Source organism: Aeromonas sp. 604443, from assembly GCF_049170315.1.
GTDB classification, from domain to species: Bacteria; Pseudomonadota; Gammaproteobacteria; order Enterobacterales; family Aeromonadaceae; genus Aeromonas; species Aeromonas veronii_A.
In genome coordinates this window covers 274,262-298,988 of sequence record NZ_JAAKMI010000004.1, presented here as the reverse complement: position 1 = coordinate 298,988, position 24,727 = coordinate 274,262, and the positions used below count along the sequence as shown (strand labels likewise).

The window sequence follows — 24,727 nt, the reverse complement described above, 5'->3', positions numbered from 1 at the left end:
GCCTGACTGGCATTGTTTTTATCTGCTTTTTCACACCCACTCCCGTGGCTTGGCTCCATGTCACAGTGAGCTTCGTGTCGCTAATCCACACAACCCCGCCAGTTTTTCCAACTCTGCCGCCCGCCTCTGAATAATGAACGGGCACATCTGATCCATGCAGCTCAACAGATGGATGGGGCCGACTCCGTGTGAAACCCGGTCGGCTCGTCGTATGCCTCCTGATATGGGTGATTCTCTTCCCTATCGCGGTGGGCGACTGGTTGACTATCGCTGCTCTTGTCCGATTCCTGCCGGACTGCCTCTCTCATAATGGGTGAGGCTGACGATAGGGAGTAAATATGCGTGCTGGCCCGTGCTTTTACACTCCGTTACATCTGCTCGTCCTGTGACCGCCCCATAATGGTCCCTGGTCTCCTAACCCTGTTCGATGGGAGGTGGATCAGTAGTCGATAAAGTGGAGATCACGAGCAATTTCCTGTCAGCACGGAGGCCTGGACGACGGATGTCACAGAGCGTATCAAACCAGGTGATCAGACGAATGCTGGGAGCCTGCCAGCAGCAGGGGGGCGATCCCGATGCCATTTTGATGGCGGGCGGCCTCACGTCGTTCGACATCGAGCGGGAGCAGGGCCGGCTGCCGGCCCACAGCCACTACCGGATGCTGCAACTGATGCAGCCCTATCTGGCCATTTTTCACGAAACCATCCTCTCCTACGACATCGGCCAGCTCTACCAGCACTATCCACCCCTCATCAGCCTGTGCCTGAACCAGCCATCACCGCGGGCGGCGCTAGAGATGCTGCTGGCCTATCGCCCCATCATCGGCAGTTGTGACGAGCTGCGGGTGCGGCGGGGGGCGCAGGCCAGCCAATACCTGTATGTCAATCAGGGGCCCGCCAGCCTGGGGGCGAGTCAGGCCATCCCCAACTTCATCATGCTCTACCGGATTTTGCGGGTCTATCTGGCGGATCCTCGGGTCTCGGTGGGCTTCACGGGGCGGCCGCCACCGCGCCATCAACTGCTGGACCAGTTCTTCGCCACTAGCTGCCGCTGGGAGCAGGGGGAAAACACCCTGACCATCGACAATGCCCAACTCGACTGCCCCAGCCACTGCTACAACGAGCCGCTGGGTCGTCTGCAACTGGCCCAGCTGGCGCAGATCTGCGCCGACATCGCCGAGCGGGCCCCCTTTGCCTGTCTGGTGGGGGAGCGGATCCGCCACAAGATCCGGGAAGGGGGGCTGGAGAGCGACGAGAGCCTGCTCAAGGAGGTGTGCGCCGCCATGAATGTCAGCCGCTGGACCCTCAATCGCAAATTGCAGGGGGAGGGACGCAGCTTCTCAACCCTGCTCAGGGAGGCGAGGGTGAGCGAAGCCTGCCGCTTGCTGGGGGAGGGTGATCAACCGCTACAGAACATCAGCGATCGGGTCGGCTTCTCGTCCCAGAGCGCCTTCAACCGCTTCTTCAAGGCCAACACCCGGATGACGCCGCTAGCCTATCGCAACGCCCGCCAATAAAAACGGGACCGGTGCAAGGCCGGTCCCGTGGGCGGGTCATTGCTGGGCAATGTTCGGGCAAGGCCGGGCTGGGGGCCCGGCCGTGCCTGCCTTTGTTAGCGGGTGATGGTGGTGACGCTGGCGGGATCCACCCCGGTCGGCAGTGCCAGTGCCCCTGGCGTGGTGTTGCTCACCACGATCTCTTTGCTAACCGTGAAGCTGACCGGCGTGCTGGCGGAGACATCCGACGAGGGGCTGATGTAGGCGCTGTAGCGGCCCGGCTCCACGATCCACTGGTTGCTGGCCTCATCGAAGCTGGCGAGGATGCTGGCCGGAATGGTGAAGCTCAGCTGTTCGCTGGCCCCCGGTGCCAGTTGCGCCGTCTTGGCAAAGGCCTTGAGCTCGATGAGCGGTTTCTTCAGCTTGACCTCGGGGGCGGTCACATAGACCTGGGCCGCCTCCTTGCCTGCCACGGCGCCGGTGTTGGTGATGGTGGCGGTCAGCACCAGGTTGCCGGCGCTGCCGTCCGCTAGGGTATTGCTGGCGATGGCGGGGCTGGTGTAGCTGAAGCTGGTGTAGGAGAGACCGAAGCCGAACGGGTAGGAGACCGCCTGCTCGAAGGTGCTGTAGTAGCGATAGCCCACGTAGATCCCTTCGTTGTAGTAGAGATCGTCCGGTTCGCCGTCCCCGTCGGTGTCCTCGCCCGGGAAGGTGCCGGCGGAGGGTACGCTGGCGTAGCTGTGCGGGAAGCTCTGGGCCAGTTTGCCGCTCGGGTTGACCGCGCCGGAGAGCACGTCCGCCACCGCGTGACCGGTCTCCTGGCCGGCCATGTAGGCCAGCAGGATGCCATCCACCTTGTCGCTCCACTGGGCGGTGTCGATGACGCCGTTGACGTTGAGCACCACCACCACCTTCTTGCCCTGGGCGTGGAAGGCGCTGCTCACCGCGTCGATGAGGGCGCGCTCGTCATCACCGAGCAGATAGTCCCCCTTGCCGCTGCTGCGATCCGCCCCTTCCCCGGCCTGGCGGCCGATGCTGATGACGGCGGCTTGCTGGGTAGCGGCCGCACTGGCGATCAGGGCCGCCAGATCGCCGCTGATTGGCGCCTCGGCGCAGGTGTAGTAGCCCTTGGCGCCAAATTGCCCCTCGTGATAGACCTTGTTGTTCTCGTAAAAATCGCGGTAGTAACTCTGCAACGCCTCGTTGACCGGGAAGCGTGCCGCCAGTCCCTGCGCGATGGTGGTGGTGCTGGCGGCGTTCACATCCCCGCTGCCGGTGCCGCCCTTGTAGGTGTTGATCTGGTTGATGCCAAAACTGGCCAGCGTGCTGCTTGCCGCCAGCGGCAGGGCCGCGGCGTGGTTGCGCAGCAGCACCATGCTCTCGGCACCGGCCTGACGGGCCAGTTTGGCGTGGGCGGTCAGGTCCGGGCTGTTGCTGATGGCCAGCTGGTTGTAGGAGGGGCTCTTCATTACCTGGGTCAGGATGTGGATGGCGGCCTCGTTTACCTTGGCTTCGTCGAGCTGGCCCTGCTCGATGGATTGCTGCAACTGCTCCTTGACGTTGCCCGGCTCGATCAAATCCTGTCCCGCCAGCACCTGCTTGTAGGCGTTGTTGGCCACGTCGCCGGCAAACCAGTCGGACATCACCAGGCCGTCGAACTTCCACTCGCCGCGCAGCAGGTCGGTCACCGCATCCTTGCGCTCGTTCACATAGGTGCCGTTGACCTTGTTGTAGGAGGTCATCACCGCCCAGGGCTGGGCCTCGTCCACCGCTATCTGGAAGCCGCGCAGATAGATCTCGCGGAAGGTTCTCGGTTCGCCGATGTCGTTGATCTGGTTGCGGTTGGTCTCGGAGTTGTTGCCGAAGTAGTGCTTGATGGTGGTGCCTACCCCGTTGCTCTCCACCCCGTTGACCATGGCGGCGCCGATTTTGCCGGTGAGCAGGGGGTCTTCCGAGTAGTACTCGAAGTTGCGGCCATTGAGGGGGTTGCGCTGGATGTTCATGCCCGGGGCCAGCAGGATGTCGACCCCGTACTGGCGCACCTCGTCCCCCATGGCTTCGCCGACGGCCTTGACCAGCTTGACGTCCCAGCTGGAGGCGAGCAGCGAGCCGATGGGCCAGGCGGTAGCGTAGTAGCTGGCGCTGTCACCGTCGCGGTTGGCGTTGATCCGCACCCCGGCCGGCCCGTCCGCCAGTTTGAGGGCCGGAATGTCGATGCCGTCCGCGCTGCGCAGCACGCCGTTGATGTAACCCGCCACGCCGGGCACGTCCTGCTTGACGTTGATGGCGCCGTTGGCACTGCCGTAACCGGGGCCGGAGAGCAGGTCCAGCTTCTCGCTCAGGGTCAGCTTGGCCACCATGGCCTCGGCTTGGTCGCGGTAATAGGCATCGTCCTTGACCAGGGGATCCGAGTCATTCTGGTTGCAACCGACCAGCAGGCCGGCCAGCGCCAGGCTGACACCCAGTGAAACCGCTTTCAATTTTGTGGTGATAGGCATGAAGACGTCCTCGTAACTGTCTGAATAAAAATAAAAAGGAGATATCGACACCGGGTGGAAGGCATCCGCCCGGGCTGGGCCGCTCTGCTGGCGGCTGCCATTGGATATCGCAAGGAAGGCCGAACGGGCCCGTGGGCCGGCGTTTGGCTGCAGGCAGGTTAACAAGCCGGGCGAGGGCCGCCTTGCCCCGGGGGAGCGAGAAATGTGCCGGCGGGAGCAAGGGTGCCGAGTTGTGAGCGAGGTCGCATCGAAAGGCGGTGCCAAACCAGGGGCTGAAAGTGACAAGAGGGGAGAAGGGCAGGGGAGATGCGGAAAAAACGGGTGGCCTGATGGCCAATGAAGATGACCGCGGGCAACACGCGAGGGGGCCGGCGGCCCCCTCGAAGATCAGCTGATATGCCCGGGCAATGGCCCGGGACGGCTCACTTGGGCTGTTTGAGGGCCCCGGCGAGTTCAATCTGCACCTTGACCCCCTCCTGCTTGAGCGCCGTGGCGACGGCGTTCAGATCGGTACCCGGCTTGGCTTCCAGCAGGGCGATGCCGCCGCTGCTCTGCTTGAAGCGCAGGCCGTGACGGCTGGCCAGTGCGCTGGCCTGGTCGTCATCGGCTTCCACCAGCAGGGTGCCGCTGACGGTGAGCTCGGGGCTGGCGGCCCCCTGCATCAGCACATCGCCACGGTGCAGGGTCTGCAGCGGTTCCTTGCCATCGAGACTGCGGGTGGTTCGCGACTTGCTGCCATGGTCGGGGATGAGGTAAGTCTGGCCATTTACCTCTATAGTGCGGTACTGCTTGCCCTCCAGAGTCACGGCTTCTGCCGCCACAGCATTAAGCACGAGGGGGGCCAACAGGCTGGCCAGCAGTAAGGTAACCGGTTTGTTCATGATAAAACTCCTCGCTTGTTAGCTGTGGTTGGCGTCGTGACCCAGGATCCGCAAGGACCACTCGATCAGCTTGCCTGGCTGGCGGTTGTTGCGCTCGGTCAGGGTGGTGCGCTCACGGGTCTGGAGACTGAGCAGAGAGACCTCGCGATTACCGTTGGCAACGTCGGTTACTTCCAGTCGCCAAGCTCCTTGTGCCGGTTCACCATAAAACTTGTGGGAGAGCAGGCGCATGTCACGCAAGCCCTTGGTGCGCACATAGCCCATTTTTTGCAGATCGAGCGACTGGCCAACCAGGCTGTTGAACGGGTTCAGCAGTATGCTGCGGGTACCGGCGGGGGAAACCAGTTCGATCAGCAGATCGGGCAGACGCTGGTGATCCAGGCTGACCGTGATCTGTACCGCTTCGACGGTCAGCGGGGTTGCGACTGTGGCGGTCGAACTGGTCGGGCTATTGCCCACATCGGCAATGGCAGAGGAGGCGCGATCCACCGGTTTGACCTTCAGCCATGGCAACTGAACCAGTGGCGGCAGTGGCTGGTGAGTGGCCGCCAGCGCGAGAGCCTTGTTGACATCGATCAGGCCAAAGCCATAGGTGGGACTGAACCACATGCCGGCGGCATTGCGCTCCCACCCTTCCAGTCCCTTGACCTCACGGCGTTTTCCGGTGCTGCTGGTGTAGCTCACCATGACCGGAGGGTGCGCAGCATCAACCCGGGTAGCACTGCGTGCCAGCAGATCCCGTTGGTCCCGCACCGACAGATCGGGATAGGCAGACATTAGCAGCGCCATGGCGCCAGCGGTGCTCGGGGTCGCCGAAGAGGTGCCGTTCATCACACCGTTGTAGTCACAGCTGGCATCCAGTTGCAGGTTGCCGTGCAGCCGGTTGCTACTGGGATCATCGGTACGGTTGTAGCCCATGTCACAACCGGGTAGATCCGTGGTGACCATGGCGGGGGAGTCGGTGCCATATTCGCCACCGGTGGCGCTCAGGAAGACGTTGCTGCCGACGCTGGAGTAGGAGGATCTGACACCATCTGCGTTGAGCGCACTTACCACCAGGTTCCAGAAGTTACTGTTCGAGGGGTCGATATTGCTGTTTTCAAACGGCAATTTGGGGCCGCTGCCGGTGCGGTTCAGCACATAGCCACCTGCCGCTATTCTGTTGAAGCCGTTGCCGGCAGCCTTGATATAGGCCGCCCCTTGCCGCTTGAGGGTCTGTTGTTCGAACAGACGATCGAGTTGCACCTGATCGAGATCGTTGGCCGGACGGGGATCCACCAGGCTCATGCCGTAGCTCTGGTTGAAGACCCGATTGTCGCGGCTGGCCTCGCTGTCGCCAAGGGCGTAGAGCCAATCCTGCTGCAGCTGTTCACTCTCGTCATCAAGCAGATTGAATCCCTGCAACTGGGCGCGGGGGGCGATCCCCTTGGTGCCTATGGTGTTGTCCACCGCGGCGATAATGCCCGCCACCGAGGTGCCATGGGCGGTATCCGGATTGGTCGGGGTCGGGTCATCGCTGCCGGTTACCACATTTTTTGAACCCGGACGCACGTTGTCCGCCAAATCCGGGTGGCCGATGGCCAAGCCATCATCCACTACCGCGATATTTATACCCTGTCCCAGCACGCCGGTACGGTGTGCCCACCAGAGGTTGAGGTCATTGCCTGCCATTCCTGCCCTGGCACTGAATCCATCCTGGCCGCTGTTGAGCAGATACCACTGTTGCTCCTGCAGGGGATTGGCGCCTGGCAGGCAGCGCTCGGTGCTGCTGCGTCCGATATCCATGCCGCTCTCCTTGCCGGTGAGCGGCGCACAACCTTCATTTGCCTGAACGAGCGCACTGGGCAGGGTCGACAGCAGTGCTGTGATCGCCAGTGCTAACGATGTTTGCTTCATTATTTTTTTAACTCCATCTTGGATCGCACCATCCTGAGTGCGACGGAAATCTATACACGGGTGGAGGGGGTTCAAAAAGAGCCATTTTCAAAAAACGCAATGAGGTTCAAAGAAATCCGATCTGGTTTATGGTAGGTATTCCAATGACGCTGGTTATGTGTTTTATTGAGAATGGTTCTCACCGCCCACTACTGATCTTTTTATCTGTAATTCACTCCTCTCGCGACTCTCCTTCGCCGCAGCCATCTCGATTCGGGGCAATCCCGAGGGGAGCTCGTGCGCTCTTGAACGTGAGTGGCATTGTTGTATGTGCCAATGTGATACAGCTATGCATTCGGGGGTGACAGCAAGGGTGATGAGGTGGGACCAGCGGTTTATTGCTTGGCGGCGGTGGATGGCTCTGTTATGGTAATTGAAATGGCCGTTTGGATGGCTAGATTGCTGCGGTTTGAGGGGCCTAATCTATGAGAGTCACCCCGCCGCAGTCCCATAGCTTGATGCGTACCTGACAGGGAGTCCCTATGCCGTTTCGTTCCTTCTTATCTTCTCCTTTGACTGTTTCCTTGCGCGCCACAGCTGGCGCCAGCACCTTTATTGCCGCGATGGCGGTCGGGAGCCTCTCTTTTTCCGCGGTTGCCGCCGATGCGTCCTTGCCGGCCAAACAGGAGATCGTGATTGGTACCACTGTGGGGGATTTTGCCGACATGGTGACCGACTCCATCAAGCCGCAGCTGGAGGCCAAGGGGTATAAGGTCAAGCTGGTGGAGTTCACCGACTATGTGACGCCCAATATTGCTCTGGCTGACGGATCACTGGATGTGAACTGCTTCCAGCACAAACCCTATCTGGAGAGTTTTGCCAAAGATCGCGGCTTGTCGCTGGCGCCCATTACCCAGGTGCCAACCGGTCCGATGGGACTCTATTCTGGCAAGCTGGCAGCACTCGACAAGGTGAAAGAGGGGAGCACGGTGGCCATCCCCAACGATCCCACCAATCAGGCGCGGGCGCTGTTGATGCTGCAGGATCTTGGTTGGCTCACTCTCAAGGAGGGGATAAACCCGCTCAAGGCGAGCGAGTTTGATGTGGTGAACAATCCGCACAATCTCAAGCTGGTACTGCTGGAAGCCGCGCAGTTGCCCCGCTCGCGGGAGGATGTGGACTTCTCGGTGATCAACGGTAATTTTGCCGCCTCCAGCGGAATCCCGTTCAGTGAAGGACTGTTTCTGGAGCGCAGCTACGATTTTATCAACTGGGTGGTGGTGAAAAGCGCAGATGCGGACCAGCCTTTTGCCAAAGATGTGGCGGCGGCCTACAACTCGGCGGCTTTCAAAGCCTATGCAGCCAAGCGTTTCGTCGGCTACAAGTACCCGCAAGGGTGGGGTGGCTAACTGTCGTGAACGTGGCCCGGCTATACAACGAAAAACGCCCCGAATTCGGGGCGTTTTTTATGGTATCAAGCCATCAAAGGGCGCTTCACTGGTTGCGATAGAAGCGGTTCAGCTCGTTCATCACCTGGATCATGGCGCCCATATCCGGGGTGCCGTGCTTGATCGGGCGATAGCTGTTGCGCTCCAGCAGTTCGAAGTCACCCTGCTTGTTGAAGTGGGTGATGGTCTCCCCTTCATAGATGGCGAAGTCGTTCTGATCCCCGGCCAGCAGCCAGTTGCGCGGGCTGGTATCAAACAGCGAGCGGCCAACGCTATAATCGCGCGCCGGATTGCGCACGCCCAGCATCCCCTGCATCAGGGTCGGCGCCAGATCGAAATGGCTGCTTGGTTGCTCCCGAACGTCACTGCCGCGCCCCGGCCAGGCCAGTACCAGCGGTACCTGCACCTGATAGGGTGAGTAGTTGCTGCCTGCGCCCCAGCTGTTGCTGCGGGTGTCGTTGAACTCCTGACCGTGGTTGGAGGTGATGACGACGATGGTGTTGCTGTCCATCCCCTGGGACTGCAATTTGGTCAGCATCTGCTCAAGCAACTGGTCGGTATAGAAGACCGAGTTCTTGTAGCGGTTCTCCAGTTTTTGCAGGTTCTCCGCCCGATAGGCGGTCGCCGGATTGAAGTTGGCGAGCTCCGGTTGGAACGGCCCCTTCATGGTGGCGGGCAACTGGTAGTCGCCGGGGCTCGAGAGATAGACCAGCGAGAACCAGGGACGCTCGGGAGAGCGCTTCTCCAGCCACTGCTGCCAGTCGGTCAGCAGCTTGCCATCGTCACTCTGCTCGGAGACAAACACCTGTTTGCGCAGACCGGCGAGGATGCTCTTGCGATACTTCTGGGCATCTTCCATCGCGCCGAACAGCCCGAACTGGTAATCCTGGCGCAGCATCTCGTCGAACAGCACCGGCGGACGCTTGTCGCTGCTGATGTCCTTGTAGTAGTGGCCGGGCAACCCGTAGAAGAGGCTGAACATGCCCATCAGATCATCGTTGCCACCACTCAGGTGATTGCGGAACGTCAGATGCTGATCCGCATAGCGCTGCAGATTGGGCATGTTGATGTTGTTGAGCATGTCAAAACGCAATGAGTCGACCACCACAATAAGCAGATTGTTGTGAGTCAGGGGGGCGTTGACGTTGAGCGGGCGCAGCGGATAGTGCATCCGGCTGTCGCTTTTATCCCCCTGGGAAGCAGCCTGCTTCTCGTACTGATCCAGATCCAGCCAGCCATGTTTGGCCAGGAAGGAGCGGGCCGTCATAGGGTAGGAGAGGGGGAAGTTGGCTCTCTGCATGGTGATCGGCTGATAGAGGGTCGCATCGGCCCAGCTGTTGACCACGTGGGTCAGAATAAAGCAGATCAGCAGGGCCAGTCCCACCTGATTGCCGTACTGGCGGCGCTTGCGCTTGTTGATCTTGCGCCAGACATAGGCCGACAGCAGCAGTTGCAGCAGGAAGATGGTGGGCACGGCAACGAAGATGATGCTCCAGATTGAGCCCTCTTCGGTTTGCGCCTGATCCAGCAGCAACTGCCATACCTGACTGTTGAGGTGGAACTTGAACAGCCGGAATACCTGGGTGTCGATTAGCAGCAGCACCAGCGCCAGGGTGGCGATGATGGCCGAGATGAACCGCAGCGGTTTCTCTTTGGGCAGCACGAAGCTGAGCGGGAAGATCGTCAACAGGTAGGTGACAAAACTCAGAAACGAGAAGTGGCCAATCCAGCTTACAACGAGATAGATCACGCCAAGCGTGGTCGATGGCCAGCTGATGGCACCCAGATAACGGGTGGCGATGAGCATGGCCAGAATAATGTTGAAGAAGGAGAACCAATGCCCCCAGGTGATCAGGCGAGAGACATTATCACGATAGGGGTTACCGGTTTCGACCATAGTGATCCATCTGCGTTGAGAAACGTCAAATCAACAGAGTCGGGGACTCAGTGTGCGTCGTGGCGATTATCGACCGATGCGGTCAGGGCCTGGACAAACTTTTCAGTGATGGCCTGGCGCTGGGCCGGTGCCATACCGTTGATGATATTGGTGGTCAGATTGCCAAGCACCATAAGGCTGAGATCCACCGGCGCTTTATGCTTTTCCAGCGCGGTGATCAGGTCGTTCATCAGGGCGTCAAATTGCTCGTTATTGTACTTTGATACGATAGGCATAATCTTCAGTTCATCTCGGTTCAAAGCGCCTTATAATACTTCACCCTTTCGGCTAACACTATGGCTTTGTGACATGAGTCTCGATATCGACAAGATCATTCTTCACTCCTTGCGCCAGGGCGGCGATGGTCAACCTCACGCCGATACCCGCAGCCAGCTTCTGCCTGCTGACGAGGCAGTACAGGGGCTGATGGCGGAGCTGCACCGCATTTACAATGGCAAGGGGGGCAAGGGCTTTGGCTTTTTTGCAGACCCCGAGGCCGCTGTCGCCGAGCTGGCGGACGGTGAAGAGGCCCCCAAACAGCCTTCTCCCCTGTTTCGCATTGCGCTGGAAAAACTGCTCGACGAGCAGCTCGAATTTGTCCCCTTCTCGGTGGAGATGACCCAGCTGCTGGTCAGGCAACTGGTGGAACATGCCCTCGACGAGCAGGGGGTACTGCTGTTTGCCAAGTACAACTATGTGGGGGTTGATTACCTGATGATCGCTCTGCTGGAAGGCAAGGAGAGCGTCACCGTCAGCGAAGCGCTGGAATTGCGCCATATCCAGTATCTGGATATCGGCAAACTCAATCTGGTGGCCCGCATCGATTTGACCGAATGGAAAACCCAACCTGATTCGCGCCGCTATATCACCTTCAGCAAGGGGCGCATTGGCCGCAAACTGGGCGACTTCTTTATGGATCTGCTGGGGGCCCGCGAGGGGATGGATGCCAAGGTGCAAAATAAAGGCTTGCTGCAGGCGGTAGAAGATTATTGCGACAGTCGCCAGCTCGAACCGACCGAGCGCAATGACTATAAAAAGCAGGTCTTCAAATATTGCACCGAGCAGGCGAGCGCCGGTGAAGAGATCGAAATCAAGGAGCTGTCAGCGGAATTGCCCGGCGATGGCGATCTCGATTTTTACAGCTTTATCGGTCAGGAGTATGAGCTGGAAGAGCGTTTCCCGGCTGATCGCTCTACCCTGCGCGGCTTGACCAAGTTTGTCGGCTCCGGCGGCGGCCTGACTTTGAGCTTTGAGCAGAAACTGTTGAACAGCCGGGTGTTTTATGACCCGCAGACCGATACCCTGACCATCAAGGGGGTGCCGCCCAATCTCAAGGATCAGCTGCTGCGCCAGTCATAATGTGATCCGGCCTTCATTTTTGGCAAAAAGACACCGCAGTTCGCTGCGGTGTCTTTTTATTTAATGGGGCAGGGGGTAGCGAAAGCAACTCGGTGCTTTGTTAACAAATTAAACAGAATTATCCATGTGAAAGGGTTTTCAATGAGGTGAAAACCCTTTCATTCATGTCTTTTTATTTCTATTTGGTAATTTAATTTCTTGTGTTGGCGAGAAATATGCCAATAAATGGCGCTAACCCCCTGAAATAAGAAAATGTTTTCAAAACTTTCTGGAAGGAAATACGTAATTGCATTTCAAAAATGCGAGTTGCGTCATGTGAGCCGTTTGCCGCTTGGGATAATATTCATCTCGCACACAATGCTCTTACAGCGCGGAACTAATACAAGGAAAGGCTCATGAAAAAGAAATTGCTGTCATCCCTGATCGGTCTGGCCACTCTTGGCGTCGCTTGCTCTGCTACTGCTGCCATCGATGAAGGCCAGCTGACCATCTGGATCAACGGTGACAAGGGATACAACGGTCTGGCTGAAGTGGGTAAGAAGTTTGAAGCAGAAACCGGCATCAAGGTTACTGTGGCTCACCCGGATCAGGTTGAAGTGAAATTCCAGCAAGCCGCCGCCACTGGCAACGGCCCGGACATCTTCTTCTGGGCTCACGACCGTTACGGTGAGTGGGTCAAAGCCGGTTTGCTGGTTCCGGTAACGCCGAACGCTGCCACCAAAGGCAAATTTGAACAGCTGGCATGGGATGCCATGACTGTTGATGGCAAAACCTATGGCTACCCGGTTGCCATGGAAGCGGTCAGCCTGATTTATAACAAGGACCTGCTGCCCGAGCCGCCGAAAACCTTCGAAGAGATCGCCAAGATTGACGAGACTCTGAAGAAAAACGGCAAGCGCGCCATCATGTGGGCTTATGACACCCCGTACTTCAGCTATCCGCTGGTGGCTGCCAACGGTGGTTACGCCTTCAAGAAAACCGCTACCGGTTATGACGTCAAAGATACCGGCGTGAACAACGCAGGTGCCAAGATGGGCGTGGGCTACATCTCCGAGATGATCAAGTCCGGTCACCTGGAAAAAGGCATCGACTACGGTGTGATGGACGCCAAGTTCAACAAGGGCGAAGTGGCCATGATGATCAATGGTCCCTGGGCCTGGAGCAACCTGGACAAGAGCGGCATCAAGTACGGTGTAGCGCCGCTGCCGACCCTGAACGGCAAGCCGGCCAAAGCCTTCGTTGGCGTACTGGGTGCCACCATCAACGCTGCCAGCCCGAACAAGGATCTGGCTATCGAGTTCCTGGAAAACTACCTGCTGACCGATGCCGGTCTGGCGCCGGTTAACGCCGACAAGCCGCTGGGTGCCGTTGCGCTGAAATCCTTCCAGAAGACCCTGGAATCCGATCCGCACATCAAGGCCACCATGCTGAACGCCCAGGCTGGCGAGCCGATGCCATCCGTTCCCGAGATGAGCCGTTTCTGGTCTTCCTTCGAAACTGCCCTCAAGAACGTGACCTCCGGTCGTCAGGGTGTTGACGAAGCTCTGGATACCGCTGCCAAGCGTATCGTTCAGTAAGCACGCACTACCCGGGAGGCCGTCATGGCCTCCCACTCTCTCAAATCTCTCTTGGCGTTATAAAGGTTAATTGGCATGGAAGTAGTACCTTCTGTTGAGTCCTATGCCGGTCCGAAGGATAAGCACACCTGGCTTAAGTGGACCATAGCGGCCCTGGTTGCCATCCTCAACGGCTACGCAGCCGTGATGATGTACGCCAGTGGCGAGTGGGTATTCGCGCTGCTGGATCTGGTGGTGGTTTCCGTCGGTCTGTATGTCTTCATGAACAAGAAGACCTATGCCCATCGCTACATCTTTCCGGGTGTTGCGGGCATGGTTGTGTTTATCATCTTCCCTCTTGCCTACACCATTGGCATTGCCTTCACCAACTATTCGGGGTCCAACTTGCTCTCCGTGGAGCAGGCGCGGGACTACCACCTGAAGAAAACCTACAAGGTGGCGGGCGGTGAATTCGATTTTACCCTGCTGGGTGGCGACAACGGCCAGTTCCAGCTGCTGCTGACACAGGATGATCAATCCTTTATCAGCCAACCTGTTTCCCTGATGACCAACAAGGCCCGTGAGCTGGCGTCCCGCGAGGGCCGTGTGCAGAACACCCAGCAAGTGGTCGAGCTGCAGCCCTTCACCGGCGAAGCGGCCAGCAAGGCCGCACCGATCCGCGCCATTGTTGAGCATCGTACTCACCTGAGTGACCTTGATCTGGTGCTGCCGGATGGCGGTACCCACCTGACCCTGAGCAGCCTGCGCAAGTTTGCCGCCCAGAAGCAGCACTACACCCGTCTGATGGATGGTGCCGTGCTCAAGTCCGGCGTGGTGATCAAAGACAGCAACCTGCTGCGTGATACCCAGAATGGCGAGCTGATGCTGCCCAATGGCGAGACCGGCTTCTATCAGTACATCGACGAACAGGGTCAGTTTGTCGGCAAGGGTATTGCTCCGGGCTTTGTGGTGAGCGTCGGTTGGAAGAACTTCGCGCGCATCGTCACCGATCCGGGCATCCAGTCACCCTTCCTGCAGATCTTCATCTGGACCGTGATCTTCTCAACCTGCTCCGTCGCTTTCACCCTGGCTATCGGCATGGTGCTGGCCTGTCTGGTGCAGTGGGAAGAGCTCAAGGGGCGCGGTTTCTATCGGGTCATGTTGATCCTGCCCTATGCGATCCCGGCGTTTATCTCCATCCTGGTGTTCAAGGGGTTGTTCAACCAGAACTTCGGTGAGATCAACATGTTCCTGGAAGCGGCGTTTGGCATCAAACCGGACTGGTATACCAACCCCTTCCTGGCCAAGGTGATGATCCTGATTGTCAACACCTGGCTCGGCTACCCCTACATGATGATCCTCTGCATGGGCCTGCTCAAAGCCATCCCGGAAGATCTCTATGAAGCGTCCGCCATGGACGGTGCCGGTCCGGTGCAGAACTTCTTCAAGATCACCGTGCCGCTGCTGATGAAGCCGCTGACACCGCTGTTGATTGCCTCGTTCGCATTCAACTTCAACAACTTCGTGCTTATCCAGTTGTTGACCAACGGTGCGCCCGACATCATCGGCGCCAGCACCCCGGCCGGTACCACCGACTTGCTGGTGAGTTATACCTACCGGATTGCGTTCCAGGGATCGGGTGGTCAGGACTACGGTCTGGCCAGTGCCATCGCCACAGCCATCTTCCTCATCGTAGGTGCGCTGGCGCTGCTCAACCTGAAATTGTCCAAAGCCGACAAGCAGCTGTAAGGAGGCTTCAACATGGCAATCGTACAACCCAAATCAGTCAAATACCGGGTGTGGGCAACCCACCTGGTCATGTGGGGCTTCCTGGCGTTGATCATCTTCCCGTTGATCATGGTTATCGCCATCTCGTTCCGTAACGGTAACTTCGCGGTAGGGGAGATCATCCCCTCCAATCCGACGCTGGATCACTGGAAGCTGGCGCTGGGCATGTCCATCACCAACGCCGACGGCAGCATCACGCCGCCGCCGTTCCCGGTGCTGACCTGGTTGTGGAACTCCATCAAGATCGCCGGCATCACTGCCCTGATGATCGTGACGCTCTCCACCACCTGTGCTTACGCCTTTGCCCGCCTGCGTTTTCGTGGCAAGTCCACCATCCTGCAGGGCATGCTGATTTTCCAGATGTTCCCGGCGGTGCTGGCACTGGTAGCCATCTACGCGCTCTTTAACAAGATTGGTGACTACATCCCCTGGCTCGGTCTCAACACCCACGGTGGCCTGATCCTGGCGTACATGGGGGGGATTGCCCTGCACGTCTGGACCATCAAGGGCTACTTCGAGACCATCGACTCCTCCCTGGAGGAGGCGGCGGCCATCGACGGTGCAACCCCGTGGCAGGCATTCCGTCTGATCCTGTTGCCCCTGTCGGTGCCCATCCTGGCGGTAGTGTTTATTCTGGCCTTTATCGGTTCCATTACCGAGGTGCCCATGGCCTCCATCCTGCTGCAGGATGTGAACAATCTGACCCTGGCGGTCGGGGCTCAGCAGTACCTCTATCCGCAGAACTATCTGTGGGGTGATTTCGCGGCGGCCGCAGTGCTCTCCGGTTTCCCCATCACTGTGGTCTTCCTGTTGGCACAGCGCTGGTTGGTTGGCGGTCTGACTGCTGGTGGTGTGAAAGGTTAAGTTTATGGCCGGGGGAGTTGACTCCCCCCGCTATCACGATTTGCAAAGATTCAAGAGCGGAGCTCGTCATGGCTGAAGTAGTACTCAACAACGTTCGCAAAAATTACGATCCGGCTGTTCACAAGGACACCCTGCGCAACATCAACCTCTCCATCAAGGAAGGGGAGTTCATTGTCTTCGTCGGCCCGTCCGGCTGTGGCAAATCCACCCTGCTGCGGATGATCGCGGGTCTGGAAGACATCACCAGCGGTGAGCTGACCATCGGCGGTCGCTACATGAACGACGTGCCGCCGGTAGAGCGCAACGTCGGCATGGTGTTCCAGTCCTACGCCCTCTATCCGCACATGAACATCTACGAGAACATGGCCTTTGGTCTGAAGCTCAAGAAGATGGACAAAGAGAACATCCACAAGCGGGTGATGCGCGCCGCCGAGATCCTGGGTCTCGAGCCGCTGCTGGACAGAAAGCCCAAGGCGCTCTCCGGTGGTCAGCGTCAGCGTGTCGCCATCGGTCGCTCCATCGTGCAGCAGCCGCAGGTGTTCCTGTTTGACGAGCCGCTCTCCAACCTGGATGCCGCGCTGCGGGTCAAGATGCGGATCGAGATCGCCAAGCTGCACAAAGAGCTTAACTCCACCATCATCTACGTGACTCACGATCAGGTGGAAGCGATGACCCTGGCCGACAAGATTGTGGTGCTGAGCCCGCTCAAGGCCGAAGCTGCCACCAACCTGGAACAGTTCGGTTCACCGCTGGATCTCTACCACAACCCGGACAACAAGTTCGTGGCGGGCTTTATCGGCTCTCCCAAGATGAACTTCCTGGCGGGCGAGTTGCTGGAGATTGGCGAGCAGGAGTGCCTGGTCAAGTTGACCTCTGGCGATACCGTGCGTGCCCGGGTCGATGCCCGCAGTGGCGCTGTGGGTGACAAGGTGGAGCTGGGCATTCGCCCCGAGCACCTGATGCCGCTGGATCACCCCCATGCGCACAGCAAGGTGAGCGGGATCGTGCAGGTGGCCGAGCACCTGGGGGCCGAGTCCTTCGTTTATATGGATGTGGATGGTCACGATTTTACCGTCAAGGCCACCTCGGATGTGGATGTGGCGACCGGTCAGACCTACAGCGTGGGTATCCCGGCCGAAGCCTGCTATCTGTTCGATGCCAAGGAGCAGGCGTTCCCCCGTACCGCCAAATATATCCGTACCTGATTTTTTGTTGTGCCGGTTTTCCTTTCTTAATAATCAATGCCTTTTTGCCGGTCGTCAGACCGGCTTTTTATTGCCTGCGATTTGAACATGCAGATAGGCAAGGTAACCCGGTTCAAGCCTCGAGTTCGGCGGTAATATCGGGCACAAAGGTTTGGCTGGCCAGTGGCGGGCGCTCATACCCTTCGGTCTTGATGGGGGGGAGCTTGATGGGCTCGTAGTGGATCGCCTCGTAGGGCACCTTGCTCAGCAGATGGGCGATGCAGTTGAGCCGGGCACGGCGTTTGTCGTCCGCCTCCACCACGAACCAGGGGCAATCCTCGGTGTCGGTGTAGGTGAACATGTCATCCTTGGCACGGGAGTACTCCACCCAGCGCGAGCGGGACTGCAAATCCATCGGGCTGAACTTCCAGCGCTTGATGGGCGTATTTATCCGCTCCTTAAAGCGCTTCTCCTGCTCCTCGTCACTGACCGAGAACCAGTATTTGATCAAGGTGATGCCGGAGCGGATCAGCATCCGCTCGAACTCGGGGCAGGCGCGCAGAAACTCGCGATACTCGGCGTCGCTGCAAAATCCCATCACCCGCTCGACTCCGGCCCGGTTGTACCAGGAGCGGTCAAACAGCACCATCTCGCCAGCGGCGGGCAGGTGGGCCACATAACGCTGAAAGTACCACTGAGAGCGCTCACGATCGGAGGGGGCGGGCAGCGCCGTGACCCGGCAGACCCGGGGGTTGAGCGGCTCGGTGATCGCCTTGATGACGCCCCCTTTACCGGCGGCGTCCCGTCCCTCGAACAGCACCACCACCTTCAGTCCCTCCTGCTTGACCCACTCCTGCAGCTTGACCAGCTCCTCCTGCAGATGGGCAAGGTGGTGCTCGTAGCACTTCTTGTCCAGACGCGGCCGCTTCTTGCTCTTCTCCTTCGCCATGGGCTTCTCCTTTTGGCATCCTTTCATGGGTGACTTCTTTGAGTCACTGTCAGCTTGCACCAGGGAGGCGTCACCTGCCAAGGGGGACGTGATACACTGCCCGCCCATCGCTGGCAACAGGAGATAACATGAAGCATTTTATGGAGATAGCGGGCCGCCGGATGGCCTATCTGGATGAAGGGCAAGGGCCGGTACTGCTGTTTGGCCACAGCTATCTGTGGGATAGCGCCATGTGGGCGCCGCAAATCGAGGCGCTCAAGGGCAGCTATCGCTGCATCGTTCCCGAGCTGTGGGGCCACGGTGATTCCGACCTGCTCCCCGAAGGTGGCTGCACCCTGGCGACGCTGGCGCGGGATCACCTGGCTCTGCTCGATGCCCTCGGGGTTGACGAGTTCGTACTGGTGGGCCTCTCCATCGGCGGCATGTGGGGTGTGGAGCTGGCGCGCATGGTGCCAAACCGCCTCAAGGGTCTGGTGCTGATGGACAGCTTCGTTGGCCTCGAGCCGCAGATCACCTGCGAGCGCTACCTCGGCATGCTCGCTGCGATCGAGCAGCTTGGTTCAATTCCTGCACCCATCATTGAACAGGTGGCGCCTATCTTCTTTGCCAGCCAGCCTGATGAGGCGCTGATGAGTGGCTTCAAGGCGCGCCTCGCTGCCTGGCCAAAGGATAAGATTGCCGCCATGGTGGCGGTGGGCCGCAGCTTTGTGACCCGCGAAGATCGTATCGAGTGGCTGGAGGAGATCACTACTCCCGCACTGGTGATGACAGGCTGTGAGGACAAGGCCCGTCCGGTGCTGGAGGGCTATCTGATGGCCGAGATGCTGGGTTGCCCGTTCAGGGAGATCCCGATGGCTGGCCATATCTCGTCGCTGGAAAATCCGGCCTTCGTCAATCAGCAGCTGACCGAGTTTCTGGCGGCGCTGTAAGCCTGAATTGGTGGCCTGAGTAGGCTGTACTACCAGCCTGATGGTCGTGAAAAAGGGAGCCGAGGGCTCCCTTTTGTTTGGTCGTGTCTCACGGTTCAAGACTCATAACCGTTACCAGATATAGCCCAGCGCAAAACCCGCATAGAGCTCGCCATCGTGCTGGACGATGGGGCTGTTTTTGATGTCCCGATCATACCATTCGTAGTTCATGGCAAACATGCCAATCCAGTTGGGGCTGAAGCGGTAGCTGGTGATGAGGGCCGCCATCGGGGATAGGGTGGTACCGGTATCCCAAGCGGGCCGCTGGGCAGTCGCCTCGCTCTCGGAGATGCCGCCGAAGTAGTAGTTGGCCATCTTGTCGCTGCGCAGCATCAGCCCCATCCCCGGCATGATCAGCAGGTTGTCGCGCAGGATGGGGAAGTCGGCCCACAGCAGCAGCTCCTGCCCCTTGCTGCGGCCGGTGACATCGCTGTTGGCCCGCACGGTCAGCAGGGCATAGGGGGTGATGATGTTGCCACCGATCCCGCCTTCCAGCTGCCATTTTCGTTGCTCCATGCCGCTGAAGGCGGGCGAATCCTCGGGATCCAGATTGCCAAAACGGACCCGGCCATAGCCGTACAGGGCGATCTTCTCATCCTTGTGGAAGTAGTAGCGGGCCCGATCCCCCAGAAACATAAAGTCGTCGCCGAAGTAGATAAAGCCGGGGATGGCGTAGAGGGCGTTGTCCTGCGCTTCATAGCGGGCTTGTCCCCCGATGAGCGCAGCTCCGGCGACAAAGCCCTGTGGCACCGGGCTGGTAGGGCTGTCGCTGGTGAGCAGATCCATGGCGCCAAGATCGATATCGGCACGCGCTGGGAGGGTTGCAGCGAGGAGCAGGGCCGTCAGCCCTGCCGCTCTGATTTGACGAAAAAAGGTCATGGACACTCCGTTGTCACGATTGCAGGGGAAGTTGGTTATTTTGCGGCACCGGGCATCTCTTCACGTTTTGGCCAGGCATTGATCACCGCTTTGACCAGGGTGGCGAGGGGAATGGCGAAGAAGACTCCCCAGAATCCCCACAAGCCGCCGAAGACCAGCACGGCGATGATGATGGCCACCGGATGGAGGTTGACCGCTTCCGAGAAAAGCACCGGCACCAGCAGGTTGCCATCGAGGGCCTGAATGACCAGATAGGCCACCATCAGCCAGGCAAAATCCGCGGTGAGCCCCCATTGGAATAATGCCACCATGGCCACCGGCACGGTCACCACGGCGGCGCCGATATAGGGGATCAGCACCGAGAAGCCGACCGCGACCGCCAGCAGCACCGAGTAGCGCAGTCCCATCAGGGCGAAGGGAACATAGGTGGCGATGCCGACGATGAGGATCTCGATCACCTTGCCGCGGATGTAGTTGATGATCTGGTTGTTCATCTCGACCCACACCCGGTTGACCAGGGTGCGGTTGCGCGGCAGAAAGCGGCGCAGGCTGCCCATCAAGACCCGCTTGTCCTTGAGCATAAAGAAGACCATCAGCGGCACCAGAATGAGGTAGATCATGATGGCGACCACGTTGACCAGCGAACTGAGGGAGGCGCTTACCAGATGCTCGCCGCCACTGAGGATGCGCTGGCGAATATTGTCGATGACGGTCTCCACCAGACTGACGTCGATGAGCTCGGGGTATTTGTCCGGCAGGGTGCGCACATAATCCTGAGCGTGGGTCAGCATGGCCGGCGCCTCTTTGGCCAGATTGATCCCCTGACTGACCAGCGTCGGGATAAGACCCAGCAAGGAGGCGACTGCTACCGCAATAAAGAGGATCAGAATGACGCTGGTGGCCAGGGTGCGCGACAGCCCCGCTTTTTGCAGCCGGGCTACCGGCCACTCCAGCAGATAGGCCATTACCAGCGCCACCAGCAGGGGAGCCAGCAGATCGCCAAACAGCCAGATGATGGTGAAGCAGAACACCAGCAACAGGAAAAGGGTAACGGCATCGGGATCGGAAAAACGGGTCTGATACCAGCGCTTCAATACTTCTAACATGACGGCATCCTTACATCACTGGGGCTCAAGATGGTTGTTTCGCCCCGACAACCAACTGCAAAGAGAGGGTTTTGTCCGCTTCTTGCTGCACCTCGACATGGTGGCCCTGACGGTGCAGATAGGCCGGAATATCCTGCCGGGAGCCCGCATCGGCCAGCCGTATGGTGACGGTTTGACCGCTTTTGGCCTCCCTTAACCAGAGCTTGAGCCGGATGAGCGGCTCGGGGCAACGCCAGGGGGTCAGGTCGAGAACTTCCATGGGGGCTCCATCAGGCAGGTGGCCGCTATTATGGCCGTGATAAGAGCATGAAACAACGCTTGTAGCCCTTGATGGGCAAGGGTATTCTGCCGAGGCCCTTTCTGATGGAGATAGAGATAACGTGGCACGTTTTTCCCCCCTGATGGCATCGCTTCCCCTGCTGGCTTCCCTGATGGGCGCCACGTTTCATGCCGAGGCCAACAATCAGCTTCCCGACATCGGCACGGCCGGGGTTGCTGCCCTGCCCATCGAGCAGGAAGTGCGTTACGGCAACGCTTTTATGCGCTTTGCCCGTGCGGGTCTGCCGATCATCGATGATCCCGTGTTGAGCCAGTACATTGACGATCTGGGTCAGCGATTGCTGACCAACGCCGATGGGGTACGTTTCCCGTTTACCTTCTTCCTCATCAATGATCCCAGCATCAACGCGGCCGCCTTCCTCGGCGGGCGAGTCAAGGTGCACACCGGCCTCTTCCTCTACGCCGACAGCGAGAGCGAGCTGGCCTCGGTACTGGCCCACGAAATCACCCACGTGACCCAGCGCCATATCGCCCGTTATATGGAAGCGCAGGCGAGCAGCTCGGCGGTGACCCTGGCCGGTCTGGTGGGCTCCATCGCACTGGCGGTGATCAACCCGACTGCCGGTATCGCCGCGCTGCAGACCACGCTGGGCCTCTCCATGCAGTCGGCCATCAACTACACCCGCGACAACGAATATGAAGCGGATCGCATCGGCATGAAGACCCTCTATGATGCCGGTTTCGATCCCATGGGGATGGCCAACTTCTTCCAGAAACTGGCTGCCGAATACCGTTACGCCAGCAAGCCGCCGGAAATGCTGCTCACTCACCCGCTGCCGGAGACCCGGATCAGCGAGGCCCGCGCTCGGGCGGGCAGCTATGGTCGCCGCGACTTGCCGCCCAGTCTCGACTTCTGGCTGGCCAAGGTGCGGATTCAGGTGCGTTTTGGTACCGATACCCCGCAGGGGCTGCTGAGCTACTTCGATAGCCGGATCCAGAAGGGGGATTACCCGCTCAAGGATGCCGCCATCTATGGCAAGGCGCTGGCGCTGATCCAGCTCAAGCGCACCGACGAGGCTGATACCCTGATGCAGGAGCTGGCGGCCCGTCATCCGGAAGATCTCTTTATCGTCGATGCCCAGACCGACATCGATCTGGCCAAGGGGCGCAGTGCCCAGGCCATCGCGCGCCTCGAGAAGTTCCGCAGCCGGATGCCGGACAACGAAGTGGTGGTGGTCAACCTCGGCAACGCCTATCTCGAGAGCGGCAACTACAAGAAGTCCATCGCCATCCTCGACCCCTATGCCCGTGCGCATGAGGAGAACAATCTGGCCTGGAACCTGCTGGCCGATGCCTATCGCAAGGCGGGCAGAATGACCGAGCTGCATATGGCACGGGCCGAGATGCTCGCACTGCGCGGGGATTATCAGGCGGCCATCGACGAGCTGATCGTGGCACGCGGTACCACCAGCGATCGGATGACCCTGGCTCGTCTGGAGGCGCGCATCACCGAGCTGGAGCGGGCCAAGAAGGATCTCGACAGCCTCAAGGGCTAACGAAACCTATCAAACAAGGGCGCACTATGGTGCGCCCTTGTTGTTTATGGCGGTGGCGTTGATGTGGGGGACGGTGATAGCAGCGATGGGCTAGTGACTCATGCTGCTGGCGGTCGCCTTGAGCATCTCGATCTGCTGCTGGTCGAGCTCGCCGACCAGCGTCTGCTTGAGCTTGCCCTCGCTATCAAGCAGATAGCTGGTGGGCAAGCCGCTTGGTCGAGGGAAGGTAAGCCTGGCATCTTCATTGGCAATAAGGTGGGGCACCTTGATGTGGTACTGCGCAGCCAGTTCGTTCAGCTCTGCTGGGGTGGTCGGGTCGTAGTTGATGGCCACCACTGTGATCTGGCCCTCCGCTGCCAGCCTGTTGAGGCGCGGCATCTCCCGCAGGCAGGGGGCGCACCAGGGGGCGAAGTAGTTGACCAGCAGCGGCTTGCCAGCAAAGTGGCGCAGGCTGACCGACTGCCCTGTTGCATCGGTAAATTCGGGGGCAGGTGTGCATGCGCCCAGCAGGCCAGCCACAATCAGCCAACAAATTCGTTTCAATTCCTTTCCACTGCCGCTTACCCTGACCATCACTTTCCCCTACAATAGCGCCGTTTCTAGTCCCATCTTGCGATTAATCAGGGAGTTACCATGAGCGAGACCCAAATCTACCACAATCCGCGCTGCTCCAAGAGTCGCGAAACCCTGGCTCTGCTGGAACAGCACGGGATCGCCCCTGATGTGGTGCTCTATCTGGAGCAGGCCCCGAGCGAAGATGAGATCCGCAACCTGCTCTCTCTGCTCGGCTTTAACGATCCGCGCCAGCTGATGCGCACCAAGGAGGATCTCTATAAGGAGCTGGGATTGGCCGATGTCAGCAGTGATGCCCTTATTAGCGCCATGCACCAGCATCCCAAGCTGATCGAGCGCCCCATTGTCATCAAGAATGGTCAGGCCCGCATTGGTCGCCCGCCGGAGCAGGTGCTGGAGATCCTCAAGTGAGCACCCGCTTTGCCCGTCTGCTGACTCTGGTCGGCTTCTTTGGTCTGCTGGGCTGGGTCATCCTCTGGCATCTGTGGCTATCACCCCATCCGGACCTCAACCCCTGGCTGCTGCCGGTGGTCTGGACGGTCCCGCTGCTCTTCCCTCTCAAGGGGATAGTGCAGGGCAACCCCTACACCCACGCCTGGGGCAACTTCGTGTTGATGCCCTATTTCCTGCACGCCCTCACCCTGATCACCACGGATGAGGGGGAGCGGTGGCTGGCGGTGGTGGAGCTGGTCTTCACCACTCTCGCTTTTGTCGGCACCATCTATTACGCCCGACTGCGTGGTCGGGAGCTGGGCTTAAGCATTCGCAAAAAGAAAGACGAAGCCAACTGATGACAAACGCCCCGCAAGGGGCGTTTTTTATGGGGACGCAGGGCTATCCAGAGGGATCACTGTGCCCCTTGCGCTGCCCGATATTGGGCCAGCTGTTGCTGGCTAAAGTCCATCAGCTGGGGATAGAAGCGCAGAAATCCCGCCTCGCATGTTTGCCACTGCGACTCATCGAGGGTCAGCAGCGCCTCTCCCAGTTGTACCGGGCGGCGCAGTCGGCGACCTATGCCGTTCAGCGCTTGCCCCAGCCCCTCCCTGTGGCGGTAGGAGGCGATCCAGTTCTGCTCGGCCATCCGTTTGAGGGGGAGTGGCAGTCCGTCCGGCAGGCGTGGGTGATCCGCCAATAGCTGCTCATAACTGCGTTGCAGGAAGCGGGGCAGGGGCTCGGTGCTGAACAGTCCCCAGTGCAGGCTCAGCCAGTGGTCGTAGATCATATCCACCACTATGCCGCCAAAGCGGCGCCAGGGGGCCTCGAAACAGGCGACGGCCGCCTTGTGCTCGGGGTGGCCGTCGGTGAAGGCGTCAATTTTGCGGTGCAGCCAGATCCCCTCATCGAAGTGGGCGGCAAGCCCCGTGGGCAGCGTGCCTTTGACGAAATCGCCGAGCAGATTGCCGGTGAGGGAGCTTCGGGTGTGGGCAGCCAGATGGAGATGGGCCAGAAAATTCATCGGTAGCTGTGGGTCTGTTATGGGATGGCAAGGTGCTTCGAGCCTAACGGATCCCGCCCGCCTTGACCATGATCGGG

At 59.4% G+C, this 24,727-nt stretch carries 22 protein-coding genes; 11 read left to right on the top strand and 11 right to left on the bottom strand.

Going from position 1 to position 24,727, the window contains the following annotated elements; translation table 11 throughout:
• Window positions 1–538: 538 nt before the first annotated feature.
• Window positions 539–1,516: a helix-turn-helix domain-containing protein gene (locus G5380_RS08960; protein WP_421352665.1), complete on the top strand. Its 978-nt coding sequence runs from the start codon at window positions 539–541 to the stop codon at window positions 1,514–1,516.
• 95 nt (window positions 1,517–1,611) lie between these two features.
• Here the strand turns inward: G5380_RS08960 and G5380_RS08955 are convergent, their stop codons facing one another.
• From G5380_RS08955 to G5380_RS08945, 3 genes are all read right to left on the bottom strand, one after another.
• Window positions 1,612–3,993 carry a beta-glucosidase gene (locus G5380_RS08955; protein ID WP_421209121.1) on the bottom strand — a complete coding sequence of 794 codons (2,382 nt, stop codon included), beginning with the start codon at window positions 3,991–3,993 and terminating at the stop codon, window positions 1,612–1,614.
• 422 nt (window positions 3,994–4,415) lie between these two features.
• On the bottom strand, window positions 4,416–4,877 hold the full coding sequence (locus tag G5380_RS08950; RefSeq protein ID WP_421209178.1) for a serine protease chaperone: 462 nt from the start codon (window positions 4,875–4,877) through the stop codon (window positions 4,416–4,418).
• 15 nt (window positions 4,878–4,892) lie between these two features.
• Window positions 4,893–6,770 (bottom strand): S8 family serine peptidase, encoded by a 1,878-nt coding sequence (locus tag G5380_RS08945; RefSeq protein ID WP_421209122.1) that lies wholly within the window; start codon window positions 6,768–6,770, stop codon window positions 4,893–4,895.
• A gap of 602 nt (window positions 6,771–7,372) precedes the next feature.
• Here G5380_RS08945 and G5380_RS08940 point away from each other — a divergent pair.
• Window positions 7,373–8,158 carry a MetQ/NlpA family ABC transporter substrate-binding protein gene (locus G5380_RS08940; RefSeq protein ID WP_064342023.1) on the top strand — a complete coding sequence of 262 codons (786 nt, stop codon included), beginning with the start codon at window positions 7,373–7,375 and terminating at the stop codon, window positions 8,156–8,158.
• 85 nt (window positions 8,159–8,243) lie between these two features.
• Here the strand turns inward: G5380_RS08940 and G5380_RS08935 are convergent, their stop codons facing one another.
• Window positions 8,244–10,094: a DUF3413 domain-containing protein gene (locus tag G5380_RS08935; RefSeq protein ID WP_421352660.1), complete on the bottom strand. Its 1,851-nt coding sequence runs from the start codon at window positions 10,092–10,094 to the stop codon at window positions 8,244–8,246.
• Window positions 10,095–10,141: 47 nt separating this feature from the next.
• Entirely contained in the window at window positions 10,142–10,369 is a 228-nt protein-coding gene (locus tag G5380_RS08930; protein ID WP_005333874.1) for a YejL family protein, read from the bottom strand.
• Between the two features lie 73 nt (window positions 10,370–10,442).
• On the opposite strand from G5380_RS08930, the gene yejK reads away from it, so the two are divergent.
• The 5 genes from yejK to G5380_RS08905 all read left to right on the top strand — a co-directional run bounded on the left by yejK (window position 10,443) and on the right by G5380_RS08905 (window position 16,905).
• Window positions 10,443–11,492: a nucleoid-associated protein YejK gene (yejK, locus tag G5380_RS08925; protein ID WP_227342459.1), complete on the top strand. Its 1,050-nt coding sequence runs from the start codon at window positions 10,443–10,445 to the stop codon at window positions 11,490–11,492.
• A gap of 395 nt (window positions 11,493–11,887) precedes the next feature.
• Window positions 11,888–13,069, top strand: coding sequence for a maltose/maltodextrin ABC transporter substrate-binding protein MalE (gene malE / locus G5380_RS08920; RefSeq protein WP_005333871.1), 1,182 nt, complete (start codon window positions 11,888–11,890; stop codon window positions 13,067–13,069).
• A gap of 75 nt (window positions 13,070–13,144) precedes the next feature.
• On the top strand, window positions 13,145–14,797 hold the full coding sequence (gene malF / locus G5380_RS08915) for a maltose ABC transporter permease MalF (RefSeq protein WP_005333870.1): 1,653 nt from the start codon (window positions 13,145–13,147) through the stop codon (window positions 14,795–14,797).
• 12 nt (window positions 14,798–14,809) lie between these two features.
• Window positions 14,810–15,700: a maltose ABC transporter permease MalG gene (gene malG, locus G5380_RS08910; RefSeq protein ID WP_005333868.1), complete on the top strand. Its 891-nt coding sequence runs from the start codon at window positions 14,810–14,812 to the stop codon at window positions 15,698–15,700.
• 68 nt (window positions 15,701–15,768) lie between these two features.
• Window positions 15,769–16,905 carry an ABC transporter ATP-binding protein gene (locus G5380_RS08905; protein WP_005333867.1) on the top strand — a complete coding sequence of 379 codons (1,137 nt, stop codon included), beginning with the start codon at window positions 15,769–15,771 and terminating at the stop codon, window positions 16,903–16,905.
• A gap of 112 nt (window positions 16,906–17,017) precedes the next feature.
• Here the strand turns inward: G5380_RS08905 and ppk2 are convergent, their stop codons facing one another.
• On the bottom strand, window positions 17,018–17,833 hold the full coding sequence (gene ppk2 / locus G5380_RS08900) for a polyphosphate kinase 2 (RefSeq protein ID WP_005361444.1): 816 nt from the start codon (window positions 17,831–17,833) through the stop codon (window positions 17,018–17,020).
• Between the two features lie 128 nt (window positions 17,834–17,961).
• Between ppk2 and G5380_RS08895 the strand changes: the two genes are divergently transcribed.
• Window positions 17,962–18,762 carry an alpha/beta fold hydrolase gene (locus G5380_RS08895; protein WP_421249506.1) on the top strand — a complete coding sequence of 267 codons (801 nt, stop codon included), beginning with the start codon at window positions 17,962–17,964 and terminating at the stop codon, window positions 18,760–18,762.
• Window positions 18,763–18,873: 111 nt separating this feature from the next.
• On the opposite strand, the gene G5380_RS08890 is transcribed toward G5380_RS08895, so the two are convergent.
• From G5380_RS08890 to G5380_RS08880, 3 genes are read right to left on the bottom strand one after another with little or no spacing between them, the layout of a single operon-like run.
• The gene (locus G5380_RS08890; RefSeq protein WP_421209125.1) at window positions 18,874–19,680 is read right to left on the bottom strand and encodes a MipA/OmpV family protein; all 807 of its coding nucleotides are present in this window, start codon (window positions 19,678–19,680) and stop codon (window positions 18,874–18,876) included.
• Between the two features lie 35 nt (window positions 19,681–19,715).
• The gene (locus G5380_RS08885) at window positions 19,716–20,786 is read right to left on the bottom strand and encodes an AI-2E family transporter (protein WP_421209126.1); all 1,071 of its coding nucleotides are present in this window, start codon (window positions 20,784–20,786) and stop codon (window positions 19,716–19,718) included.
• A gap of 25 nt (window positions 20,787–20,811) precedes the next feature.
• On the bottom strand, window positions 20,812–21,045 hold the full coding sequence (locus G5380_RS08880; RefSeq protein WP_101529959.1) for a sulfurtransferase TusA family protein: 234 nt from the start codon (window positions 21,043–21,045) through the stop codon (window positions 20,812–20,814).
• A gap of 121 nt (window positions 21,046–21,166) precedes the next feature.
• Here G5380_RS08880 and G5380_RS08875 point away from each other — a divergent pair, with 121 nt between their 5' ends.
• Entirely contained in the window at window positions 21,167–22,621 is a 1,455-nt protein-coding gene (locus G5380_RS08875; protein ID WP_005333848.1) for a M48 family metalloprotease, read from the top strand.
• Window positions 22,622–22,711: 90 nt separating this feature from the next.
• Here G5380_RS08875 and G5380_RS08870 read toward each other — a convergent pair whose 3' ends face one another.
• Window positions 22,712–23,194, bottom strand: coding sequence for a TlpA family protein disulfide reductase (locus G5380_RS08870; RefSeq protein ID WP_421209127.1), 483 nt, complete (start codon window positions 23,192–23,194; stop codon window positions 22,712–22,714).
• A gap of 60 nt (window positions 23,195–23,254) precedes the next feature.
• Between G5380_RS08870 and arsC the strand changes: the two genes are divergently transcribed.
• Window positions 23,255–23,605, top strand: a complete 351-nt coding sequence (arsC, locus tag G5380_RS08865) for an arsenate reductase (glutaredoxin) (protein WP_304520777.1) — start codon at window positions 23,255–23,257, stop codon at window positions 23,603–23,605.
• Complete coding sequence (locus G5380_RS08860; RefSeq protein ID WP_421209128.1) at window positions 23,602–23,985, top strand: DUF2069 domain-containing protein; 384 nt, start codon at window positions 23,602–23,604, stop codon at window positions 23,983–23,985. The genes arsC and G5380_RS08860 overlap by 4 nt, the downstream gene beginning before the upstream one ends.
• 56 nt (window positions 23,986–24,041) lie before the next feature.
• Here G5380_RS08860 and G5380_RS08855 read toward each other — a convergent pair whose 3' ends face one another.
• On the bottom strand, window positions 24,042–24,650 hold the full coding sequence (locus tag G5380_RS08855) for an ACP phosphodiesterase (protein WP_019445363.1): 609 nt from the start codon (window positions 24,648–24,650) through the stop codon (window positions 24,042–24,044).
• Between the last annotated feature and the right edge of the window lie 77 nt (window positions 24,651–24,727).

Excerpts from the sequence above, each read along its gene's own strand:
- G5380_RS08960 (WP_421352665.1), top strand. The coding sequence starts at position 539 with ATGCTGGGAGCCTGCCAGCAGCAGGGGGGCGATCCCGATGCCATTTTG.
- G5380_RS08905 (WP_005333867.1), top strand. The coding sequence starts at position 15,769 with ATGGCTGAAGTAGTACTCAACAACGTTCGCAAAAATTACGATCCGGCT.
- G5380_RS08890 (WP_421209125.1), bottom strand. The coding sequence starts at position 19,680 with ATGACCTTTTTTCGTCAAATCAGAGCGGCAGGGCTGACGGCCCTGCTC.
- G5380_RS08870 (WP_421209127.1), bottom strand. The coding sequence starts at position 23,194 with ATGGTCAGGGTAAGCGGCAGTGGAAAGGAATTGAAACGAATTTGTTGG.
- yejK (WP_227342459.1), top strand. The coding sequence starts at position 10,443 with ATGAGTCTCGATATCGACAAGATCATTCTTCACTCCTTGCGCCAGGGC.
- G5380_RS08935 (WP_421352660.1), bottom strand. The coding sequence starts at position 10,094 with ATGGTCGAAACCGGTAACCCCTATCGTGATAATGTCTCTCGCCTGATC.
- G5380_RS08940 (WP_064342023.1), top strand. The coding sequence starts at position 7,373 with ATGGCGGTCGGGAGCCTCTCTTTTTCCGCGGTTGCCGCCGATGCGTCC.
- malE (WP_005333871.1), top strand. The coding sequence starts at position 11,888 with ATGAAAAAGAAATTGCTGTCATCCCTGATCGGTCTGGCCACTCTTGGC.
- malF (WP_005333870.1), top strand. The coding sequence starts at position 13,145 with ATGGAAGTAGTACCTTCTGTTGAGTCCTATGCCGGTCCGAAGGATAAG.
- G5380_RS08855 (WP_019445363.1), bottom strand. The coding sequence starts at position 24,650 with ATGAATTTTCTGGCCCATCTCCATCTGGCTGCCCACACCCGAAGCTCC.
- G5380_RS08885 (WP_421209126.1), bottom strand. The coding sequence starts at position 20,786 with ATGTTAGAAGTATTGAAGCGCTGGTATCAGACCCGTTTTTCCGATCCC.
- G5380_RS08930 (WP_005333874.1), bottom strand. The coding sequence starts at position 10,369 with ATGCCTATCGTATCAAAGTACAATAACGAGCAATTTGACGCCCTGATG.
- G5380_RS08945 (WP_421209122.1), bottom strand. The coding sequence starts at position 6,770 with ATGAAGCAAACATCGTTAGCACTGGCGATCACAGCACTGCTGTCGACC.
- malG (WP_005333868.1), top strand. The coding sequence starts at position 14,810 with ATGGCAATCGTACAACCCAAATCAGTCAAATACCGGGTGTGGGCAACC.
- ppk2 (WP_005361444.1), bottom strand. The coding sequence starts at position 17,833 with ATGGCGAAGGAGAAGAGCAAGAAGCGGCCGCGTCTGGACAAGAAGTGC.
- G5380_RS08955 (WP_421209121.1), bottom strand. The coding sequence starts at position 3,993 with ATGCCTATCACCACAAAATTGAAAGCGGTTTCACTGGGTGTCAGCCTG.
- arsC (WP_304520777.1), top strand. The coding sequence starts at position 23,255 with ATGAGCGAGACCCAAATCTACCACAATCCGCGCTGCTCCAAGAGTCGC.
- G5380_RS08880 (WP_101529959.1), bottom strand. The coding sequence starts at position 21,045 with ATGGAAGTTCTCGACCTGACCCCCTGGCGTTGCCCCGAGCCGCTCATC.
- G5380_RS08895 (WP_421249506.1), top strand. The coding sequence starts at position 17,962 with ATGAAGCATTTTATGGAGATAGCGGGCCGCCGGATGGCCTATCTGGAT.